Raw genomic sequence first — 19,609 nt, forward strand, 5'->3', positions numbered from 1 at the left:
ATTTAGAGTACATATCTATTAGGATGATCCAGAAAAGGGCAGAACGTAATGAAAAAAACCAAAAAAAATTAAATTATTACCTCTTTCATTGATTATCAGAAGGTTAATTCGCTAGCCAATTAGCAATAAATACATACAACACTAACAGCAGAATTCGCCATTGTTCTCGAAACGATTTTAGAGATTGGGATAACAGATTGCGCACTGCTGGTTGAGAAATATTCATTAACTCGGCAATTTGTTCATGAGACAGGCCTTCAAAATATTTCAGGTGAAGCATTTCCTGTTGCCGTTTGGATAAACGGCTAACCACTTGCTGTAGGCGAAACTCATTTTCCAGCGTGTTCTCCTGTTCGATAAGTTTGGTTTCAATCAGGTTATCGCTCTCGGGTTCCTGGCCCTGCCAATCGTCGGGCAAACCATCGAGATGGGTATTTTTGTGCCAGGATTTAAAAATCTGATTTCGAAGCGTAGCGAACAGATAGAGTTTAATATTGTCGATATCAGGATTTAAAAAGACCCGACGCTCCCAGAGGTTAACAAACAGATCGTGGACAAAATCCTGGGTTGCTTCCCGATCTTTAATAAATCGAATTCCGTATTCAAGTAACGATTTATAGTTGGCATGTAAAAGCTCCTCAAAGGCTTTATCATCCCCTTGTCTAAAATTAGCCCATAAAACTTTATCCTGATCAGCCACAGAACCAGCAAACTAGTTGACCTCTTAGCAAAGCTATCAATATCTTAGACAAAGAAAAATTAATACTCTAATCTTTCTATTGAGGTCCCCTCGAATACTAGGAAGAGGCCCCGTATGCTACTAACTAAAGGTGACAGTCATTTGAAAGTGATCGTCTTACGAAAACGCTCCTAATTGAGACGCAGAACCAGTAGTTGTAAACTGTAAATCTAGTTTGGAATCGATAATTTACGCCCCGGTGCGATAAGAATCCCAGTTAAAGTTAAGTAATAGACTAGCGCAAATTACCGCCTATCAAATTATGTTCGTTCTCTGGCTGAATTAGTCCTTTTACAATGGCTTCGCACTCAACCCGTATGCGTTCAAAATTTAAATCAGCATCGACGTCCGTATAAAAAACGGGTAGCTTACGGTTCGTCCCTTCGGCAAAGGTATAAGTAGGCAGCTTTAACCGAGTATGAAAAACGGGCTCAACCGCTTCGGCTGTAATGCCCACAAATTCGCCGGTTTCCATTCGGTTAACTTCATGAGGTTTAAACAATGCTTTGTCCTGAAGAGAAAAACTTACGCCTTGGCTGTGGGAGCCAGACTTTGAATCTATACCGTTGGGATTACTTCGGTTCTGGCTTTCATTCCGTTGAAGCATTTCCTCTTTCCCAAACAGCTTACTCACATACTCGCCCGTTTCGATATTGGGATTCTTACCAAATAACTGGGTGTTTAAGTTGGATATAATCGCATAAGCTTCTTCCTTCCCGTATGCTTTAATCATTTGACTTATATCCTGTGCCATATAAATAGTAGCTACTTTATTGCTTCTCGCCGTTGCGGGTAGATCGGATAAATTCGGTATGTAGCACTGAGGCCCCTCATCCAGCAGAACCATACTATGTAATTTATCCGGATTATTTAGCTGTTTTAGCGAAGCCGTAATGAGTAAGGAAACAACCGGTGAAAGAGCTTCAATAATATCCTGTTTGGTACCGATGCAAAGCAGCTTGGGGTATTGGGGATCATTCAAGTTGATGTCAAAATCATCGCCCGACAGTACCCAGGCAATTTCCTTGGTATTCATTCGCCCCAGCGCATTTTGTAAGGTACCATATTGACCCGCTAACTGAGGTTCTGCTTTAGTTCGAATGGCTGTACTGACGCTAGCCACAATCGTTTTGGTCTCATAGTTGGTTTCTAATAGACCGATCAACTGATATACATCATGACCCAAGATCATATTGAGTACGTGCGGTAGTGTGCAGTAATTCGGATAATGAATCTTCATATACCAGATGACACCCGCTAAGATGGAGATGGCAGATGTATCCCAAAAGTCTTTTTCCCGAATGGCTTTTCGGTTGAGGGTGCAATAGAATGCAGCCGCAAATTCATAGGCGTACGCCTGGAAGTATAACAGTTCGGGTAGGAGTGGATTAATTCGGTGGCTTCTGGAAAGGTCGACAAAATTGACGATGGCTAGATCGACCTGGCATTCAGAACGGCTATAGTGATTATAAGCATACTCAGTCAGGGAAGGAAACTTAAAATCAAATAACACCCCCGTGTAATTCTTATAGGCAGCCTGAGCGATAATCTGGTGAGCGACCGAGGCCGTTTTACCTGAACCGTTGGAACCAATAATTCCCACGCCCCGCGCCGGATTCGGAATGTTTACCCATGTTCCATTGGCCCCCCGAAAACTGAACGAATCTGGGTTGTCGATCTGCTTTTTATCTGTTGGTATTTTATACTTCGTTTGATCACCTTTTAGGAAATGAGTTAAAAATGGGGTTGAGGGAATCACCAGAAGGAGCCCCACCAGTTCCACGTAATAGCTGTAAGAAAAGAATTCATAGTTAAACAGCAGCAGACAACCCAGTAGAAAACAACCTCCTAAAAGCAGTAAGACAATCCGGCCCACACTGAAAAAACTCTTTTGCTTTTTACGCTCTAGTTCGGCCTGTAAAGAGGTTTCAGGCAGTAAAAAGCAGCAGGCGTACAGGATGATAAACCCTATCCGAAGAACGAAACCCGTTTTAAAAACCTGAAGTAAGACGAAAGGAGTAAATAGGAGCGGGTTATATTGAACCATCCCCTCCAGGCCAAGCAAAGCCAGTAGTAAAAGTGTCAGGCTCCAGACGCCAATTTTAAGTTGATTAATATGCATAACCAGAGGGAAATGTAAACTAGTCTGTAATAAGATCAGCTGAATGGCGCTGTACATAAATAGATTCCTACCGAATTAGTTAATATCACGCCCATAGGATAGTCCTAATTTCCACTGACCATTCTCTTTGACGAAGAGCTGGTTAAATGTCTTGGAAAAGCCATCGCTATAGAATGCTCTTGCACTGACCATCGCTGAATCGACACCTTGATTGTGCTGCGATATCACCTCGACCTTTTTTAATCTTCCAATGCGCGTTTCCCTGGCAAACGTCTGTTCCATAATACCCGGCGTTTTACTGAATTCATGGATAAGCGGTTTAGAACAGTATTTAAAGACAGCCTGATTCAATACCGTTTTATCGCCAAGAAAGTATTTATTAGCCTCCTGGTAAACCGTCAGTAACACCTGCTTTGGCTCCATTGAGGTTGGGCTTAAGGTAGGCAACATGGCTTTATGTTTCTTAGCTGAAACATGTACGATGAGTTCAGCCACCATGACCGAAAACCCCAGTAATGCCAAGGCTATAAACGTAATGAGGGGTAACCTGCTCTTTAGAGTGATTTTATTTTCCATGCATTTGGTGTTTGGGTTGAGTCTTTTTCTAACAAAAAAACAGAATCTAAATACGTCTCATCGGCATAGATGAGCACACCCTTAACTCGTACCCGACTCGAATCTTTTCCGTAGTCAGCCCGGTAAAAGTTGAACTTCCTGTACTGATAATTTTTGGTCAGCAGGGGTGACAGTTGCAGAAGTGAAGGCGTCGCATCGAATACATACCTGGACGCCAGCTCCCATTTTTGCGCATTAATGCAGCTCAGGTAAACTTCACAAATATGCTCAGGTGTATTCGGATTAGACGAGCACCCCATACTCATTAAACTGATGAGCAGAATAGACAGACAGGGTTTCATAACTTAATGGCTGCTAAGGCATACCGTTGGAAACTTCGTTCTCGCGCCCCATCGACATATTTTTGTTCAGCAGTCCGCTGAACCGCTTCAAACATTAATTCGTCGCCCTTCTGACGTAGCTCAGCCGCTTTTACGTAAAGATCGATGGCCCCTTTTTGATTGGCGATCCGTTCACCGGTCGTCATGCGAAGACTGGTTGCGGCCGAAGATGTACCAAAGGCCGCAGCGCCGGTCGATGGATCTTGCGAAAAAGCTCCATAATTCACGCCTGAACTTCCTTGAAAGGAAGCCATCGCCGTTTTAAGAGCATCAGCCTGCGCACGGGCAATCATATTCTGGACCTGGAGTTCCATCATTTTTTGGTCAGGTCCTTTAAACAAATCGCCAATCGCCTGTAGAAGCCCCCCCGTTCCTGTCCCTCCTGATTGAAGTTGTAGCATATTCTGCATCGCACCATCATTCCAGGTATTGTCAAATGAAAAAGGATCATTGAAGACATCGCCATTCGCTAAGGAGCCGGTGCTAAAAAGGCCTTTATTGGCGACCATCAGGGGCGTACCTTTGATGTCACCTTTTACGGCCAGATTCATAGCGAAAGCTTTTTTCTCGATCTCCTCGGCCATTTTATAATAGACGAGCGCCTGCTGGATCTTGCGTTTCTGCATAACGGTCTGTAGGCCATAGGTCCGATTCAGCGTATTCCGCTTTACTTCAAAATATTCCCCCAAATCCGCGACCTCAGCCTGACTTTCGGCGGTTCTACCCGTTTGGATGTAATCGTACAATTTCATGCCATCTGTTTCCTTCAAGTCCTGATTACTTTGAACAATACTGAAAATATAGGCCTGATCCCATAAAAGCGGCTGGATGTATTCATTGTAAGGAACCTTTGAATACCCACCGAAGGTATCCAGTTTGCCAACGTCCGAAAATTTATTGAATCGGGCAGCAATGTTGAGAAAATCGTCTGCTGTCCGTAACAGGTTTTCAATTTCAATCTCTGTTTCAAGCAAGGCACTGGTATTCTGTCGGGTACCATTGTTAATGGTATTCCCTTTTTGTAATTCACCAAGTTGTTTTTTTGCCTTATCAACCAGATTCTTAAGTTCAATTAATCGTTGAATGGCTGTCACGTCGATGGCGATTTGCGCGTTGACGGATCTGGTGATCAACATGCAGAAAGAAAGTACACCTGCTAAAATGATTTTCCGTTTCATGATCTTGATTTCTATTTAGTTGATTTGAAAAAAACCTGGTAGCCATCCTGAATTTCTACCTGTTGTATTGAGCGTTGGCGGCTGCCAGATGTAACGGCGTTGGCAATTCCACGAGCTGCTGAAGACCCAAGCGAACCTACTACACCCAACGCCGAACTATAGGGTATATACGTCGAAGCGCTACTGACGGCATCGTTAACAGTTGAGCCGCCGACCTGACGCATATTGTCATTGACATAATCATAATTGTAGGTAATACCTGTCTGATAATCGGTATCAACACACATCAAATCAACGGGTAACTTCTGACCCGCTATCATACGGGCCGGTACCTGAAATTGAATTCGCCCGGAGCCTAAGTAAGCCACCGCCGTTAAAATGGTATTACGGGGTATATATACACTTTGAAAGGTTACAGCTTCCGTGGTACGAAAGCGAACTTTTCCGCCCGTTCGTATCATTTGCTTGCCGTAAACAGCCGCAGGAATATAGCGTACTCCGTCAACCTCTTTGCTGGAGCTGACCACCGATGGTGTAGCTGAAGGACGCGATTCAGAAGCAGTAACTGATTCTGCCGAGGTGACATGAACTGTATTAAACGGATCGTCATTCAGGGCAACATCCCTTGACTGTTGGCGCTTAGGATAATGTTTTCGAGCAGCTATTCTTACTTTAGAAGGAGTGGCTACTGATGAATCTTTTTTGATTGCCTGAACAGGGATGGGCAGAGTTGTCTTTAGTTGAGCTGTATCAAGGAGTTTTTTCGACGGGAGTTGACCGACCGGTTTGTAATTCCATTTACGGGCTATATAGTTTACATCAGGATTTGCTGATTGCCCATTCAGGTTGTTGTTATTGATTTCAGCCTCAACGGAACTAACCATACTCGATTTTCCTGTACTGGTTTTTACGGTTTTATACAGATTTGGGTCATCTGGAGTTACTCGCAGTCCTCTTAGCCCCAAACTGACCGTTCGTAAACCGAACAAAGCACCGGCGATTAAAACGAGTGCCAACAGGATAAGCAAGGTCATCTTGTTTTTTGCCGCTATTGCGCGGGCCTTTTGAACCCGTTGGTCTGGATAATCCCCTAACGAGCTATCTGCCGTTGGAGGATTCGGTTTCATCTCGGGTCGTTTTCGAATCCCCAGAATGCCTAATAGTTTGGCTTGGAGTGTCATATTGGAAACAGGTTGGAGTTACAACAAGGGGGCTTTCATGATTTTTTGAGCAGGTACTTCCAGAGTGACGACCCTGGCACCTACTTTTTCCCGGAAGATGATTTCCAGATAGCCATCTTCCGTGGTGGAGTAGAGCGGAAGGGAATAATAAAACGCTTCCGTCCGCCCCGCTTCAATTCGGGCGGGTTCTAGCCGATCATCCGGTTTCATTTCCTCAAATTGTGGAGCGACCTTGTTGCGCAGTCGACGGGGTAATTTTTCCTTGTAGGTGAACGAAACGATGTCCAGTACGTAGGCAACTGTGGTCGTATTGTGAAAAGCAATCTTTAAATAGGTGCGTTCGGCATCGTTAAAAAGCTGTACACATTCCAGATCAATCCCGTCCTTCTCTTCCCGAATATGGGTATTTGGCTTGATTACCTTCATCCGGGTAAGCTTCGAACTCGCCGGAGCTACCGTTGATGAAAGCTGATTAGACCTGGTATTTCCCTCATCCAATACCCGGTAATCATAAAAGCTTTTTAATGGGTTTCGCTCGTATCGAATGTAACCGGTAAACAGCCTGGACCCCGCTTGAATTAATAAGGTAGTCGGTGTCGCATTGGGCGCTAACGCTTTTAAAAAAAGCATACGTTCGTTTTCCACCTTACCCACGTAGGCTTTCGTTCCCAGGTTTACCAAGCTAATTGGCTCGTCAAAAATGACGTAGCTCGTTCCTTCGACAGAGACAGTGATCGTGTCTAAATGCTGCGCTGTGGCCGGAAGCAGGATGGACCAAAACGCCAGTGTCCATAGGATATTCATCAGGGTTCTCGTTTTGGGTTGTATTCAATGAAATTGAACTCTTTAATCTGTAATCCGAATGGATTATCCTCGGAGCGGTACGTCTGAATCAGATTGAACTTGGCTGCGATCGGGACGTATTGAACTTCGTCGGGATAAAGTACCTTCTGCTGCGTGTAGACAATACCCGTATACGGTTGGGAGGACACATTGACTGTGACGCTATCAATTTGCAGTTCCGTTCGAATCGAATAACGGTTATAATTCTCCAGGACTTTGCCTTCCCGAAACGTCTGATAAATGGCTAATCCATCCTGCCGGTTAATTAGCTTAAAGGCCAGATCGATGCGGTCTTTAAAGGTTTCCGCATCATGGCTGAACATCAGGCGCATAAAGTTTTTTATGTGATTTCGGGCTTCATACACCGAAGGAGTAGCGGTGGGCGATTCAACCGCAGCCGTCGTACCTTTATCTGAAACGACGTATACTGTTTGGCGAGCTTCCTTTAAACTAGTCGAATAGGTCCATCCCCAAAAGGCATTGGAAATAAATAAAAGTAAGACTGTAACGATTGTAATCCATTTCAGAGCCGTAAATGCCTTACTAAAATTGACGGCCACACCGAGTTTATTCGTTTCTGTTACCATGATTGCTCGTTTAGGCTGTTTGATCACTGCTTTCTAGCATTTTTTGGCGTTCACGCTGCTGCTGTTTTCGTTTGTCACGATCCTGACGATAATCATTCAGAGCTTTGTTGGCCGCTCCACCCGCCATCATGGCCGCTGAACCCGCAGCACCCTGTGCTGCACGTAGAAATGACGCTGATGCCGCACTGCCAATAAAGAAGGAGGTTAACAGGGGGACACTTAAGTACATGAGAATAACAGCTCCATTAATGACTAAGACGTCAAGGACGGCTGAGGCTTCGGAGAGCGTTGTTCCTGTTGGAATATCGAATTCCTGAATAAAACCGGCCATGATGGCATCCAGAATGGACAGGGTTAAACCCCAAAGTGATGTAGAGATAAAGATGCGCAGCCAGTGGCCAATGGTTCCACCAAAGCCTGGAATAGTGGCTATGGTAAAGGCAACCGGCCCACAGGCTAAGGTAAAGGCCAAGAGCATACTTTTTATCCGCTCAACAAACAGCCGGACTATCATCGCTAAGCCATTTTCAACGGCCAGAATCAACCAGGTAAAAAACGACGTGGCATCGTCGAAGGGCACTTTGACGTTCGGAAAGGAAAATTCAGACGTATGTTTCTTTAAATAACCCGTCTCTGAGAGTGTGTTTAAAGACTTTAAAATATCTGTACTGCTATCAATTCCTGTTAAGCTTGTGAACCACAGGGTAGCGTCATAAATGGCGTAAACTAAAGGGGAGTAAGCGGCCAGGCAAATCCATATGGCTATCACTTTGATGATAGCTGATGGATCAAACCGCATATCGCCAAAATACATTTTGGCCAGCGAAATCACCACGTGTAGAAAGAGCATGAGTGGAATGAACGTAAGGCATTTCGTAGCCATCCCGTCAATAATTTTCTGAGCCGCGCGAAAGAAAATTTCGCCTATGTTGTAGGAAGCCTGAAGCAGAATTAATCCGGCCATGTTCATAGTTTTCCCGTTTTTTTAAGTTCGACAAATTGTTGGATAGCCGCGTAAATGTCCCCGTATTCAGCTGTGAGCTGTCGCAATGTTTCTCGTTCCTGGGGCTTTGAGGTGGAAACGGCCTGGACGGCAAATGGAGCTTCTAAGCGGAATACCTTACCGTATTCACCTTGCTTTAAAAAGATTTCCCGGTAGTGCTTGTCAAGTTGTAGCGAGAGCACTTTATCTTTTTCGTGCTGGGTGAAGGCCAGCTCTTTGGAAAGCACATCAATTTCTTCCGTATCGGTGTGGCGTAGAATGTATTTGGTCGATGCATTTACTTTGATGGCCTTACCGATCGGAGAGGTGATGATTTCATTAATACCCTGGGTAATAATGGTCATACTGCCGTTGTTCTTCCGAATCGTGCGGTACATCAATTCAATAAAGTCGGTCATGGTGTCCGAAAGCATTGACCAAGCTTCGTCCATATAGATCCATTTATTGATTTTGGGATAGCGTGCTAGCTGATCGGCAGCTAATTCGGTAATGAGCATGCCCACAACGGGGTAAAGAATAGGGTTCGTTTTGATTTTTTTCATGTCGAAAATAATCAGCTTCTGTTCCGCTAAATCCTCGTACTCATCCGAGTTTAAGACCTCCTTATAGTGCCCGATGGCGAAGGGTTTTAGGCACAATAAGAACTCGTCAAAATGAAAAGATCCGGCCTGCTTCTGATACTCCCGATCCGCACTGCTTGAATCCATATAGTCTATTATGTATTCATAAAAGCCAGCTAAAGAAGGTACCGTAATCGCTGAATCTGTAGCTAAGGACTGCTTGTTGTAGTGTACGTAATAGAGTAAAAGCAACTCGTTTAGGACAGACCGTTCTGACTGCCGAACGGTGCCGTTCTGCCCTTTCCAAATAACAGTTAATAAATTCGTTAGAAAATTATTTTTATCGCCATTCAGAACGAACGTTCCATCTGGATTTCGCTCCACTAAAAAGGGGTTGAATTTTAGCGGTCGCTCGGGGTCGTACTCAAAATATTTGCCGCCGAGCGCAATAGATGCACTGAGGTAGGTGCCGCCCACATCAATGATGATTTGTGGTTCGCCCCGGTCAAATCGTTGCAGGATAAACCAGGCCATCGTAAAGGATTTACCACTCCCCGTCGGCCCGATTACCAGGGCATTTTGATTCTCTAATTCGGTATTAAACAGATTGACTAAAACTGGAACCCCAAAGCGATCACACAGTAAATCACCTTTCACATCCGAAGTGTATTTGGTCAAAAAATTTAGATAGGCGGCCCCATTATCGCCCGTCATCGTCAGCCACCGGTAGTTTTGGTCGGAGTTGCCGGGTGCGTTGGCAATGAATAGATTAGCCGTATCCATGCTTTCAATAAAACAGTCCGATGAACCCATTTCCCGGAAAGCAGCCACGGTACGCTGGATATGACGTTCCAGCTCTGAGGTGTTTCCCCCATAGAGAATGACGCTAACGGAAGTCGAAACAATGTTTTTATTTTCACTACGGACTTCTTCAGTAAAGTCAAGGATTTCTTCCCGCTTGATTCGATTATCCTGCGTCATCATAAAGTCGAGGTTCTGAATGACCTTTGCCGTTGTGTCCATGTCGGATAAGATCTTTTCTTTATTCATGATCTTTATCGACACGCTTAGTACATGCGGGAAGTAGAGGTAATTGGTCAGTGGATACAACCAGGGCGACATTATGTTTCTGGCATTGCGCGCGAAGGGCTCCAGCGGACTACCCTGACCAGACATCGTGATCACATTCACCCGCTTTTCACCAATGGCCGCATGGGTTGAAGAAGGGGAGAACGTTCTTAACGCATCGGTTGGCTGATAATCCTTGTCAAACTCCAGGTTATAATATTGCAGATAGAGGTTTTGTAAACCTTCATCATCCAGGCGATTGAACGAAATACCATCAAACGAAGCCAGCGTGGTCGTAAAATCGGCCGCTACCTGCTCAATTGCAGCTTGTCGGTCCTCAATTCGGTCAAACGGATTTTTCGTTAAACTCCGACCTAGGGCAAATAAGGTATTGGCTGCATTGCGATCCCGTTCGAGTTCGGGTCCTATGCTGATCAGCAGATAGCCATCATGGAGTAATAGTTGTCGTTCGGAAAAATGCTCGATGGTTCGGCGCTGAAAGTAGGTTTTGTCACGGGTTGAAACCTGATACTCCTTGAAATAATAGGCGTCAAGCTTTTGAACAATAGTTCCTTCTGGTAGTACTTTCAATGCGCCGAAAAGAAGGGTATTCAAATAATCGTACTGCTTAGCGGACAGCTTTTCGGCCTCAATACCATTGACTGAAAATCCAACTGCCACCCGGCCATCTTTTAAAATAAGTTGGTTCGATTCTACCGAAAAGATGGGTATAATCTCATCAACTGTTTTTGTGTTGTTGTCGACGCTGAACATGGGGTTGGTTGCGTTTATCAAGGAAACTTAACTTTTTCATCCAAATCCGTCTGGGCTGAAAGAAGTGATAGGAGAGCAAACTGACGATGTATGAAGGGTGCTTGTTTTTTAGCCCATAGCGGACAATTCCTATGTATATGCCCATAGCTACAATGCCCGCAATGTTATACCAGACCGATATGGGAATAAACATGCGGAGGATGCCAATAAAGATCATGATCCCAAAAAATAAGGCCAGTGTGACGCCTAAATCGCGGATTTCAATGCCAAGAATCAGCGTCTTTTGTTCCAGTGATTTCCGTACTTCCATCGCTAGCTTATCTAGGCTCAAAACCACCTGCTGAACTGCCCCCAACCGATGAGGTGATATCTTCTACAATGGTGTTAAAGCCGTACCAGAGAATTGCTCCTACGACAAGCATTAGTAAGTTTCGGGCCGCATTGGGGGAGTTGGAAATAAAACCCGCTACGGTTCGAATCAGGCCGACTACCATGAGTATGATAAAAAGTGCATTGGCTGCCGTTTGGATAATCTTGGCAATGTTTTTTACCGAACCCGATACTCCTGACTGTGCGTAAGCCTCGGGACCCAGGATAATCAGCCCAAAGGCAATGATAAAAAAGGCTACCGATCGCGTTACTTGCTGCGTACTTCTTTGTTCTGAGAGTAACATAACGTGTTGTGTTTACAGGTGAATTAATTGATTAAGAAATCGAATGAAATTTTTATTTGGCTGATATTCAGTGATTGATAGTAAGGATCTGCATCAATGGTTAGGGCCGAACTGGCATTTTTGTTATCCCTAGACGAGTGATAAAAGCCCTTGAATTTTTCGATGAGATATAGCTGAGTAAGTGGCCGGAAACTGAAAGGAAAAGGGCGGTAAACAGCACTGTACATACGCTGTCGATCAAAGCATCACCCATTGATTCTAGCACATCTATATAGGTGCTTTGCCATAGGAATCGATTGGGTAGGGGGCAGCTTGTTAGCCTTTTAGCATTCAGGATAAATAAACGGAGCATCATGCGTTTAGCTATGGTTTAGAGTTAGGATTGCGTTGTCTCCTTACGCTTGGGGCCAAAGTTTTTTAGGTTGGCCCTTAGTTTTTTTGCTTTCTCTTCGTCAAACTGACTTACCCCTTTTAGGGCCGTATTGATGGTTGCCAGCGGGCCTGATTCAATGGACTTTGCGGGTTGATTGACTCCAGTATATCCAGCGTCGTGGGCGTGTGAATTGGACTGCGGTTCTTCTTTTTTTACCCCGCCGTTTTGGAACTTGCCGGTGATTGACGTGGCTACAGGTTCCTGCTTTGATAAAGCCTGGGTTTTCGCGCTTGGGTCATGTTCGTTATTTTTATCGGGTTGAAAGCGGTTAATCACTCGTTTACTGCCTTCATTGTAGGCCAGCGCGGAAACGTGCAGTAACTGCTTTTCACGCAAGCCGGTAATTTGGTATAGGCTACCACGCTGGCTGGTTGCCTGTAAATAGCTTGTCTGATTTCCTTTAAGAAGAGCCCAGGCGATGCCTGTGAACCAGAGTATAGCCCAAAAAACACCAAACCCGTCGTAAGAATCTCCAATTGAAAAACTATAAAGATTGTGGAAGAAATTTATACCAAAATAAAAATAGAAAATGACTGGTATAGTTGCGATAGCAACAGGCCAATAAACTCCTATTTTATTCTTTATAGTCATATTAAATATTATATTAATACAATTAAACTGAAAATTATGACATATTTAGCCCATTCTTTAGCAAGTATACCAAAAACTTCCTTAGAATTGCATGCTACTTTTTTATACCATAATAAAAATATTTTTTTACTTTAAAAATGGTAGAAATAAGTAGCATTATTAAATGTTCCTACATTAATCCTAAGTAAGCTGTATGACGACCTTTGATGAGTATAAGAAGCGAATAGACCTGAGCGAATATGCCCAGCGTCAGGGATGGGAGATTGACCGTGATAAATCAACGAACTCGGCAACGGTCCTGGATAAAAAGGTTCTCGGCGAGACGCAGGATACGATTGTTGTGTATAAAGGAAAAGATCATGATTACTTTTATACACCCAACCACGACCGGGAGAAAGGAGACGTTATTAGCTTTGAGCGGATTAAAAACGGAACGGATTGGAAGGAAATAAATGACAAATTAGCCCGCTATGTGGGAGATGTCGATCAGCAACGCATAGTACCTCAAGTAGTGAATACGCATTCGCATAACCAGGCTTTTCAGCATAACTTCAAGTTCCAGACGATCACGGAGACGGACTATCTGGAAAGTCGAGGGATAAGTAAAGCCACTATTTATGCTGAGGAGTTTAAGGACCGGATTTTTAACAAGGAATTTAGTTACAAAGAGTTTTTGGAGCGGGGCGTCAATCAGCTAAGTAAGTTGACACCAATACCAGAGGCTGAGAAAAAAGCCATTCAAGAAATTGGCCTGGAGAAATACTATTCAAAACCATTTTTTGACCAGCTTAAAACGATCCAGGGCCACGTAAAAGACACCGGCCAGTTGCCCGACAACTATTTAGAATCGTTGCGGAATACGTATGGTTATAAAGCACCGGAAGGTGCTACTGACCGAGTAATCGTGAATACATCGTTCCCCTTACGGAATGAAGAGCATGTTATTGCGGCCATCAATCGAAACAGTGAATATAACCGTATTGAGCAGTCGAAAGAAAACGCAGTGTGGTCATCCAGGACAGATTATGACAAAAGACCGGTTAACACAGTAGTCATTCATGAAAGCCCAATAGATTCACTGTCTTACCACCAACTAAATCCACCCGCAGCAGATGAAAAACGATTGTATATCGCTACCGCCGGTAATATTTCCAGAGAGCAACCGGTGCTCATTGAAAAGCTGGTGAAGGAAAGCCAAGCCGACAAACTGATTCTGGCGAATGATAATGATCCGGGGGGGATCAGACAGAATATAAACCTGGCCGGTCGATTGAATATGTCACCGGAAAGCGAAAGCATCCATGCTCAGCTAAATGTGCATGAACGAACAGACGGCCGATTGCTGATCACGCTTGTTCATCAGAATCAGCAGGAAGGACAGCAGCGACTCACCCAACTGGCGGAACGGTTCACAACGGCCATTAATAAAACGATTCCAGAGGGTGCTGAGAAAGAAGCCAAAGCCACAATCATTCAAAATGGTACACGTTCCTCCGAGCTGGAGATAGCTTTTACTGCCAACCGTGAAAATCTAATTCGAGTGGAAAAGGCCTTACTTCAGGAACGTGGTCTTACCAATTACATGCAAGTCCAGCGGCCTACTGAAAAGGACTATAATGAAGATTTAAAGCGGGCTACCCCATTCATTGTAGCCTATCAGGAACCTAATGGACGGGAGAATATTGCCGGGCGCTATAAGAAAGAAGTAGAAGCTTATGCCGCAGTTGCTGAAAAAGCCCAGGAAAAGCCGCAAACTCAGGTGTCAGCCTATATGGAAATCAAAACACCAGAGGGGGCCAAAAAAGTAGAATTAGCCCATTATGATCAGGAGAGTCAAAAAGTGGTTGCTACGCCGGAATTTGGCAAGCGAGTGGAAGAGCAGCAGAAACAACAAGAAATTCAAGACCGTACTCAACAAATAACCCTAGCCTCAGCAAAAGCGAATACTGGTGATATTAAAGTGGTTGATGGTGATGGCAATACAGTAGCTAGGACAGAATACACAGTTGAAGTATCGACTAATGGTCAGACAAAACTGCGAAAAGAATCACAGTATGATCAGGATGAATTAACCAGGGAGGGCACCTCAGGTAAAGAATTGCAAACGGCTATGAATAAAGAAGTCGCTAGTGCCACAGGAGCGGGTAAAGGGAATTTGGATGGAGCCGATTTAAAGGATACAAAGCAGGATATAAGCCAGGAGCAGGAAGCCAAACGCGGTCTGTCAATGTAAATTCATTCATCATAGCTCCATGAAAACCACCAATGAAACCATAGTAAATTATGTAAGGCGCAAAGGGCTAAAGCACAAAATAGTTGCTGAATCAATGGACATGAAAGCAACAACCTGGTATAAAAACCGTCAGGTCTGCTGCAAAAATGTATCCATCGAGGAAATTTCCAAATTAGCCCGTTTCTTGAAAATATCGCCTTATAAAGCCTTTGAGCTGACGTATAACCATTTTTATCAAGCCAGAAATCAGCAAGTTAAACCATAAGCTAATTGTACCCAAAAATTGTAGACCCACGGAAACGTGGGTTTTTTATTAATCAGTTAAAACAAGAAAAGAACGACGGGGAAAAAAAGGGGATTATGTTTACATATTTCATAATATAAGTTTATTTACATTGTAAAATATGAAATAAATGAGTAAATTTACTTCATAGTCAATCAGTTAAACGGCTAAATACTTAATCTTATGAAAACGAAATTCACCCCTAAATCGACCGTTTCAACCACTGCTAATTCGTCAGAAAGTGTAGATATCTACCAGAAAATCACCAATCTGTTTATTGAAAAAATTGAAGAAGGTGTTAATCCCTGGAACAAAACGTGGTCAACAGCGGGTCTCGCTCCACAAAACTATTTTACCAAAACTACCTATCAGGGGATTAATTTATTCTTGCTGGCATTGACCCCGTATGACGTTCCTTTTTTCTGTACGTTTAATCAGGTCAAAGCGCAGGGCGGTAAGATTCGTGCAGGGGCTAAAAGTTTGCCGGTTGTATATTGGAATGTCGTAGACAGTAAAACCGAAACCGTGACCCGCGATGGGAAGGAGGAACCAAAGAAAAACTCGTTTATTAAATACTATAACGTCTTTAATGTCCGTGATGTAGAGGGAATAGACTTTGTGATTCCTCAGCTTACAGTGGCTCAGCAGAAGAATCGGACCATTGCCGTTTGTGAAAACTTGGTCGCTTCTATGCCGAAGGCACCACTGATCCGCCATACGAATAAAAACGCTGCCTATTACGTACCTTCTGCAGATTACGTGAATATGCCAGACCTGGAGCAGTTTACTTGTTCGGCTGAATACTATAAAGTATTATTTCATGAACTGACCCATGCAACTGGTCATCAAAGCCGATTAAACCGGGAGGGAGTTACCCAGCTTTGTCGCTTTGGATCGACCAACTACAGTAAAGAGGAATTAGTGGCGGAGCTGGGCGCATCGTTTCTATCCACCTTTACCGGGATTGCATCGCCGGAGCTGTTAGATAATGCAGCGGCTTACCTAAAGGGGTGGTTACGCCCCCTGAAAGAGGATAAGAAATTTATCTTTTGGGCCGCTAAGGAAGCGCAGAAGGCCGTTCAATTCATTGCCCCAAACTTGACTGACTGGCAACCTACTGAGGAAGAATAAGCAGCATTAAACGAGCCCGCAATCATCTGAATTGCGGGCTTATCCGTAAAAACCTGTAAAATTGTCCGGCTACGCCGGATTGTTTAGAAACTCATGAAAAAGGAAGCACCTGTTTTTTATCTGGAGAAAACGACCTTTGTAATCAATGGTGTCAGTACCATCGGAGGAAACCAAAGGTTGTTTGTGGATGGCGTCGAAATTCTGCCAGAAAAAAGCCAGAAACTATATAATCACAGCCCCGATGGCTTTAGTTGGGGGTACAGCGGTTCCGGACCTGCTCAGAGCGCGCTGGCGATTTGTTTAGCGATTTTTAAGAACCAGCACGTAGCAGAAGGGCTCTACCAATCCTTTAAAGAAACGTTTGTCAGCCGCTGGCAACCCGTTGGAGCGCCTTTTCAGAAAGAAATCGATATAACGGATTTCCTCATCGATCACCGGGATCGGTTGCAAATTGCTCTAGAAAGGGAACAGAATGATCAGCAATGGTTGGAAGCAGAGATTGAGGAAATCATGTTCCCAATGGTGAAAGATTCAGTTGATGAAAAAAGGCCTGATTTGGCTTTACATCCGATTAGAGTTGAGCAAGTGCAGTCTTTACGATTTTGGCAGGTGGGTGATTTAGTAACCATCATTCACCCAAGTGAAGAAGGTATAAGAGCCTTAGTGTATGAGGTTTATGACCGGCCTGAAGATACTTACGGAATTAGTCTGCTTGCGGAAGATGGTCGTAATCTAGGGGGCTGGGAGCCTGAAACCTGGAAATTTCTGGAATTTAATCAGTCAACTGATTTAGCGTATAGTTTTGAAAATGTAGGTAAACTTAAACGTGATTTTCAAAGGGGTTTATTCACTCCTTATTTTGGTAGGATTTAACATGCGACACCCAATTGAAAAATACAATCAGCAACAAGCTGAAGCTCTAGCAAGTTTGCCCGAGGACCAGCGAGACTATATGGCACGAATGTTTAGAATTGGGAATGCGTCCTATGCCTATTATAATCAAGTTAAAGAGCTCACGGTATTTGGTAAGGAGAGTGAAAGTGATCAGCCAAAGGGTGATTTATTGGATTGGTTGGAACAGCATCTCGGTGTATCTGAGGGAGACCGAGTACAGACGGAAAGTCGATCGGCCCGTGAATTGCTGGATGTCTATTTTGAAGAATACTTGGCAGGATTGCCTCACGATGGACTCCGACGAATAGAAAAGGAGGGTGGTCTTGATAAAGCGAAAAATAGCTATCCGTTCCGTCGTTACGTTCTGGAACGACACGACCTGGGTATGGACGAGTTTCTGCGGCAAAATCTGAGCGAAGAAGACTATGCGTTTCATGTAGAATGTGGTAAACCACTGTCCGATGAAACATAAATTACCTTGTCGATTGAATAATATGGCTTGGTCAGAAGCTTCGCAGGTAAACAACGAATAGCATGGAATCTAAAATAATAACTGCCTTTAATGTTTATAAAGGTGCGTTAACTGAACTAGCTAGTACTTTAAAGAGTCGCGTGAAAGCGAGTTCATCGCTGAAGGCCTTAAAAGAGGAGCTAGGCTTAACAGGTAATATGTACTACCAGCGATTGAATTACCCGCAGAATATTCCCGCCAACGAAATTGCTGCCTTCTCAAAGCTGCTTAACGACGATACCCTGATTCAACTTTATGACAAGACTCAGGCATTAGCTCAACAACTTTCCGAGGTAATTGCCGAATATATAAAAGAGGCTGATTTGACTATTACGTTCATCTGCAAAAAGTTAGACACGGATCCTTCAAGTTTTTATCGAAAGCAGAAAGACCCTCGCTTGTGGAGTAAAGAGGAGGTTGAAAAAATCACACAAATTGTAGAGACAATTAAAAACTTGTAAATCAATTTTTCAAGGGCTTTAAACAACTGCGTTAATATGGCATTCTGGCCATGCCCAAGTACGACAATTTAAAAGAAATACTTGCGTCTTGAATACGGGGGCTATCATTTTAAATGAATTAAGGCTATTAGTAATATACTTCCATGCCTGCCAATATATTCCGTTATCAGCTACCCAAAAAAGCAATCAAATCCGATTGTCCGAGTTGCGGTCCTAAACACCACAAAACGTTAAGTCGGTATATAGACACGCAAACCGGCGAACCCTTACCTGAAATGTATGGCCGGTGCGATAGGGAAAGCAATTGTGGTTATCATCTAAATCCATACCACAAAGGAGAGTCTGGAACGTCCTATTTTGAGGAGATGAAGGCCCAGACTCAGGTTGGGCCAATCCCTAAATCTTGGTTTACCTTTGCAGCTCGTCAGAAGCATGCTGGCGTATTGAAACAGGATATCATTGCTCATCTTTTGCAACTGGAAGGTGCCAGGCTCGAGCAAGCAGAAAGAGTTGCGGATTTCCTTTTTGAAAAATCTTCGACCTTTAACCGACCCATTGAACCAAAAAAATCTATCTCGACAGCTCAAGCCAGTCAGCTTTGCACTATTCCGGAGGATGTATTTAAACAGTCACTGGATCATTATGAACGCAATCAGTTTGCCCAACTATTAAGTCGTCATTTTGGAAATATAGTTGCCGATGAACTGTTAAAGCGTTTTAATATTGGCACATCTGGACGTTGGCCAGGTGCCTGTGTGTTTTGGTATATCGATGAGTGGCATCGAATACGTGGAGGGCAGATCAAACTGTTTGATGATACATTTCACACGGTCAAATACGTCATTAAAGCGGGCGAAAAACGTAGCCGAACCACCTGGGTCCATTCATCGTATGCACGTCGTTGTGATGAATTAAATAAGCCCTATCCAGCCTGGCTGACGGCTTATCTAGATGAGGAAAATGACGTGCAAAAATCCCCCTGCCTATTTGGTTTACCGCAACTTTTAAACGCCGATATAAGTCAACCAATTGCAATTGTTGAAGCACCCAAAACCGCTGTCATCTGTACTCCTTATTTCCCGGGATTTATCTGGATGGCCGTGGGAGCTTTATCGTATTTGAATACTGAACGATTGGCTCCACTGCGTGGACGGCGAATCGTTTTATACCCTGACCTGTCCAAAGATGGAAGTGCATTTGATCGCTGGAATCGGGTAGCGGGTGAACTATTGGCTCAGGGGTTTGATATCACCGTTTCGACTTATTTGGAAGATAATGCGACGGATGATGAACGAGTTGCCGGAGCGGACTTAGCTGATTTCTTACTTGAACAATGGCAAGACTACTCCTCCCAGTGGATTGAGTAAATCGGAAGTTTTTTCTGAAC

At 43.8% G+C, this 19,609-nt stretch carries 20 protein-coding genes; 7 read left to right on the forward strand and 13 right to left on the reverse strand.

Translation table 11 applies throughout. The features are described from left to right. Positions 1-103: 103 nt before the first annotated feature. From B153_RS35145 to B153_RS0113925, 13 genes are all read right to left on the reverse strand, one after another. Positions 104-700 carry an RNA polymerase sigma factor gene (locus B153_RS35145; RefSeq protein WP_020597324.1) on the reverse strand — a complete coding sequence of 199 codons (597 nt, stop codon included), beginning with the start codon at positions 698-700 and terminating at the stop codon, positions 104-106. 274 nt (positions 701-974) lie between these two features. Continuing rightward, positions 975-2,861, reverse strand: coding sequence for a type IV secretory system conjugative DNA transfer family protein (locus tag B153_RS35150; protein WP_157634685.1), 1,887 nt, complete (start codon positions 2,859-2,861; stop codon positions 975-977). A gap of 75 nt (positions 2,862-2,936) precedes the next feature. Further along, positions 2,937-3,437, reverse strand: a complete 501-nt coding sequence (locus tag B153_RS0113870; protein ID WP_020597326.1) for a hypothetical protein — start codon at positions 3,435-3,437, stop codon at positions 2,937-2,939. Next, positions 3,416-3,778, reverse strand: coding sequence for a hypothetical protein (locus B153_RS0113875; protein ID WP_020597327.1), 363 nt, complete (start codon positions 3,776-3,778; stop codon positions 3,416-3,418). Before B153_RS0113875 ends, B153_RS0113870 begins: the two co-directional genes overlap by 22 nt. Next, entirely contained in the window at positions 3,775-4,995 is a 1,221-nt protein-coding gene (locus tag B153_RS0113880; RefSeq protein ID WP_020597328.1) for a hypothetical protein, read from the reverse strand. Before B153_RS0113880 ends, B153_RS0113875 begins: the two co-directional genes overlap by 4 nt. An 11-nt stretch (positions 4,996-5,006) precedes the next feature. Beyond that, positions 5,007-6,176, reverse strand: a complete 1,170-nt coding sequence (gene traM / locus B153_RS0113885) for a conjugative transposon protein TraM (RefSeq protein WP_020597329.1) — start codon at positions 6,174-6,176, stop codon at positions 5,007-5,009. Between the two features lie 18 nt (positions 6,177-6,194). Beyond that, complete coding sequence (locus B153_RS0113890) at positions 6,195-6,980, reverse strand: DUF4138 domain-containing protein (protein WP_020597330.1); 786 nt, start codon at positions 6,978-6,980, stop codon at positions 6,195-6,197. Next, positions 6,980-7,606, reverse strand: a complete 627-nt coding sequence (locus B153_RS0113895) for a hypothetical protein (protein ID WP_020597331.1) — start codon at positions 7,604-7,606, stop codon at positions 6,980-6,982. The genes B153_RS0113890 and B153_RS0113895 overlap by 1 nt, the downstream gene beginning before the upstream one ends. A 10-nt stretch (positions 7,607-7,616) precedes the next feature. Continuing rightward, a complete protein-coding gene (locus tag B153_RS0113900) occupies positions 7,617-8,570 on the reverse strand; it encodes a TraJ family protein (protein WP_157634686.1) in 954 nt (317 codons plus the stop codon). A gap of 2 nt (positions 8,571-8,572) precedes the next feature. Continuing rightward, a complete protein-coding gene (locus B153_RS0113905; protein WP_020597333.1) occupies positions 8,573-11,011 on the reverse strand; it encodes a VirB4 family type IV secretion system protein in 2,439 nt (812 codons plus the stop codon). Further along, positions 10,977-11,321 (reverse strand): hypothetical protein, encoded by a 345-nt coding sequence (locus B153_RS0113910; protein ID WP_020597334.1) that lies wholly within the window; start codon positions 11,319-11,321, stop codon positions 10,977-10,979. Before B153_RS0113910 ends, B153_RS0113905 begins: the two co-directional genes overlap by 35 nt. Before the next feature lie 7 nt (positions 11,322-11,328). Beyond that, positions 11,329-11,685: a hypothetical protein gene (locus B153_RS0113915; protein ID WP_020597335.1), complete on the reverse strand. Its 357-nt coding sequence runs from the start codon at positions 11,683-11,685 to the stop codon at positions 11,329-11,331. Positions 11,686-12,061: 376 nt separating this feature from the next. Next, on the reverse strand, positions 12,062-12,709 hold the full coding sequence (locus tag B153_RS0113925; protein WP_020597337.1) for a hypothetical protein: 648 nt from the start codon (positions 12,707-12,709) through the stop codon (positions 12,062-12,064). Positions 12,710-12,902: 193 nt separating this feature from the next. Here B153_RS0113925 and B153_RS36655 point away from each other — a divergent pair, with 193 nt between their 5' ends. The 7 genes from B153_RS36655 (at position 12,903) to B153_RS0113960 (ending at position 19,589) form a co-directional block, all read left to right on the forward strand. Then, positions 12,903-14,942: a toprim domain-containing protein gene (locus B153_RS36655; RefSeq protein WP_020597338.1), complete on the forward strand. Its 2,040-nt coding sequence runs from the start codon at positions 12,903-12,905 to the stop codon at positions 14,940-14,942. Positions 14,943-14,961: 19 nt separating this feature from the next. Beyond that, positions 14,962-15,207, forward strand: a complete 246-nt coding sequence (locus tag B153_RS0113935) for a hypothetical protein (protein WP_020597339.1) — start codon at positions 14,962-14,964, stop codon at positions 15,205-15,207. Positions 15,208-15,408: 201 nt separating this feature from the next. Continuing rightward, positions 15,409-16,356, forward strand: coding sequence for an ArdC family protein (locus tag B153_RS35160; protein ID WP_020597340.1), 948 nt, complete (start codon positions 15,409-15,411; stop codon positions 16,354-16,356). Between the two features lie 93 nt (positions 16,357-16,449). After that, entirely contained in the window at positions 16,450-17,229 is a 780-nt protein-coding gene (locus tag B153_RS36660; RefSeq protein WP_020597341.1) for a DUF6166 domain-containing protein, read from the forward strand. A gap of 1 nt (position 17,230) precedes the next feature. Continuing rightward, complete coding sequence (locus B153_RS0113950; protein ID WP_020597342.1) at positions 17,231-17,722, forward strand: hypothetical protein; 492 nt, start codon at positions 17,231-17,233, stop codon at positions 17,720-17,722. A gap of 62 nt (positions 17,723-17,784) precedes the next feature. Beyond that, positions 17,785-18,222: a hypothetical protein gene (locus B153_RS0113955; protein WP_020597343.1), complete on the forward strand. Its 438-nt coding sequence runs from the start codon at positions 17,785-17,787 to the stop codon at positions 18,220-18,222. A gap of 143 nt (positions 18,223-18,365) precedes the next feature. Then, positions 18,366-19,589 (forward strand): DUF6371 domain-containing protein, encoded by a 1,224-nt coding sequence (locus tag B153_RS0113960; RefSeq protein WP_026262144.1) that lies wholly within the window; start codon positions 18,366-18,368, stop codon positions 19,587-19,589. Positions 19,590-19,609 lie beyond the last annotated feature (20 nt).

This window comes from Spirosoma panaciterrae DSM 21099 (assembly GCF_000374025.1).
Taxonomy (GTDB): Bacteria; Bacteroidota; Bacteroidia; order Cytophagales; family Spirosomataceae; genus Spirosoma; species Spirosoma panaciterrae.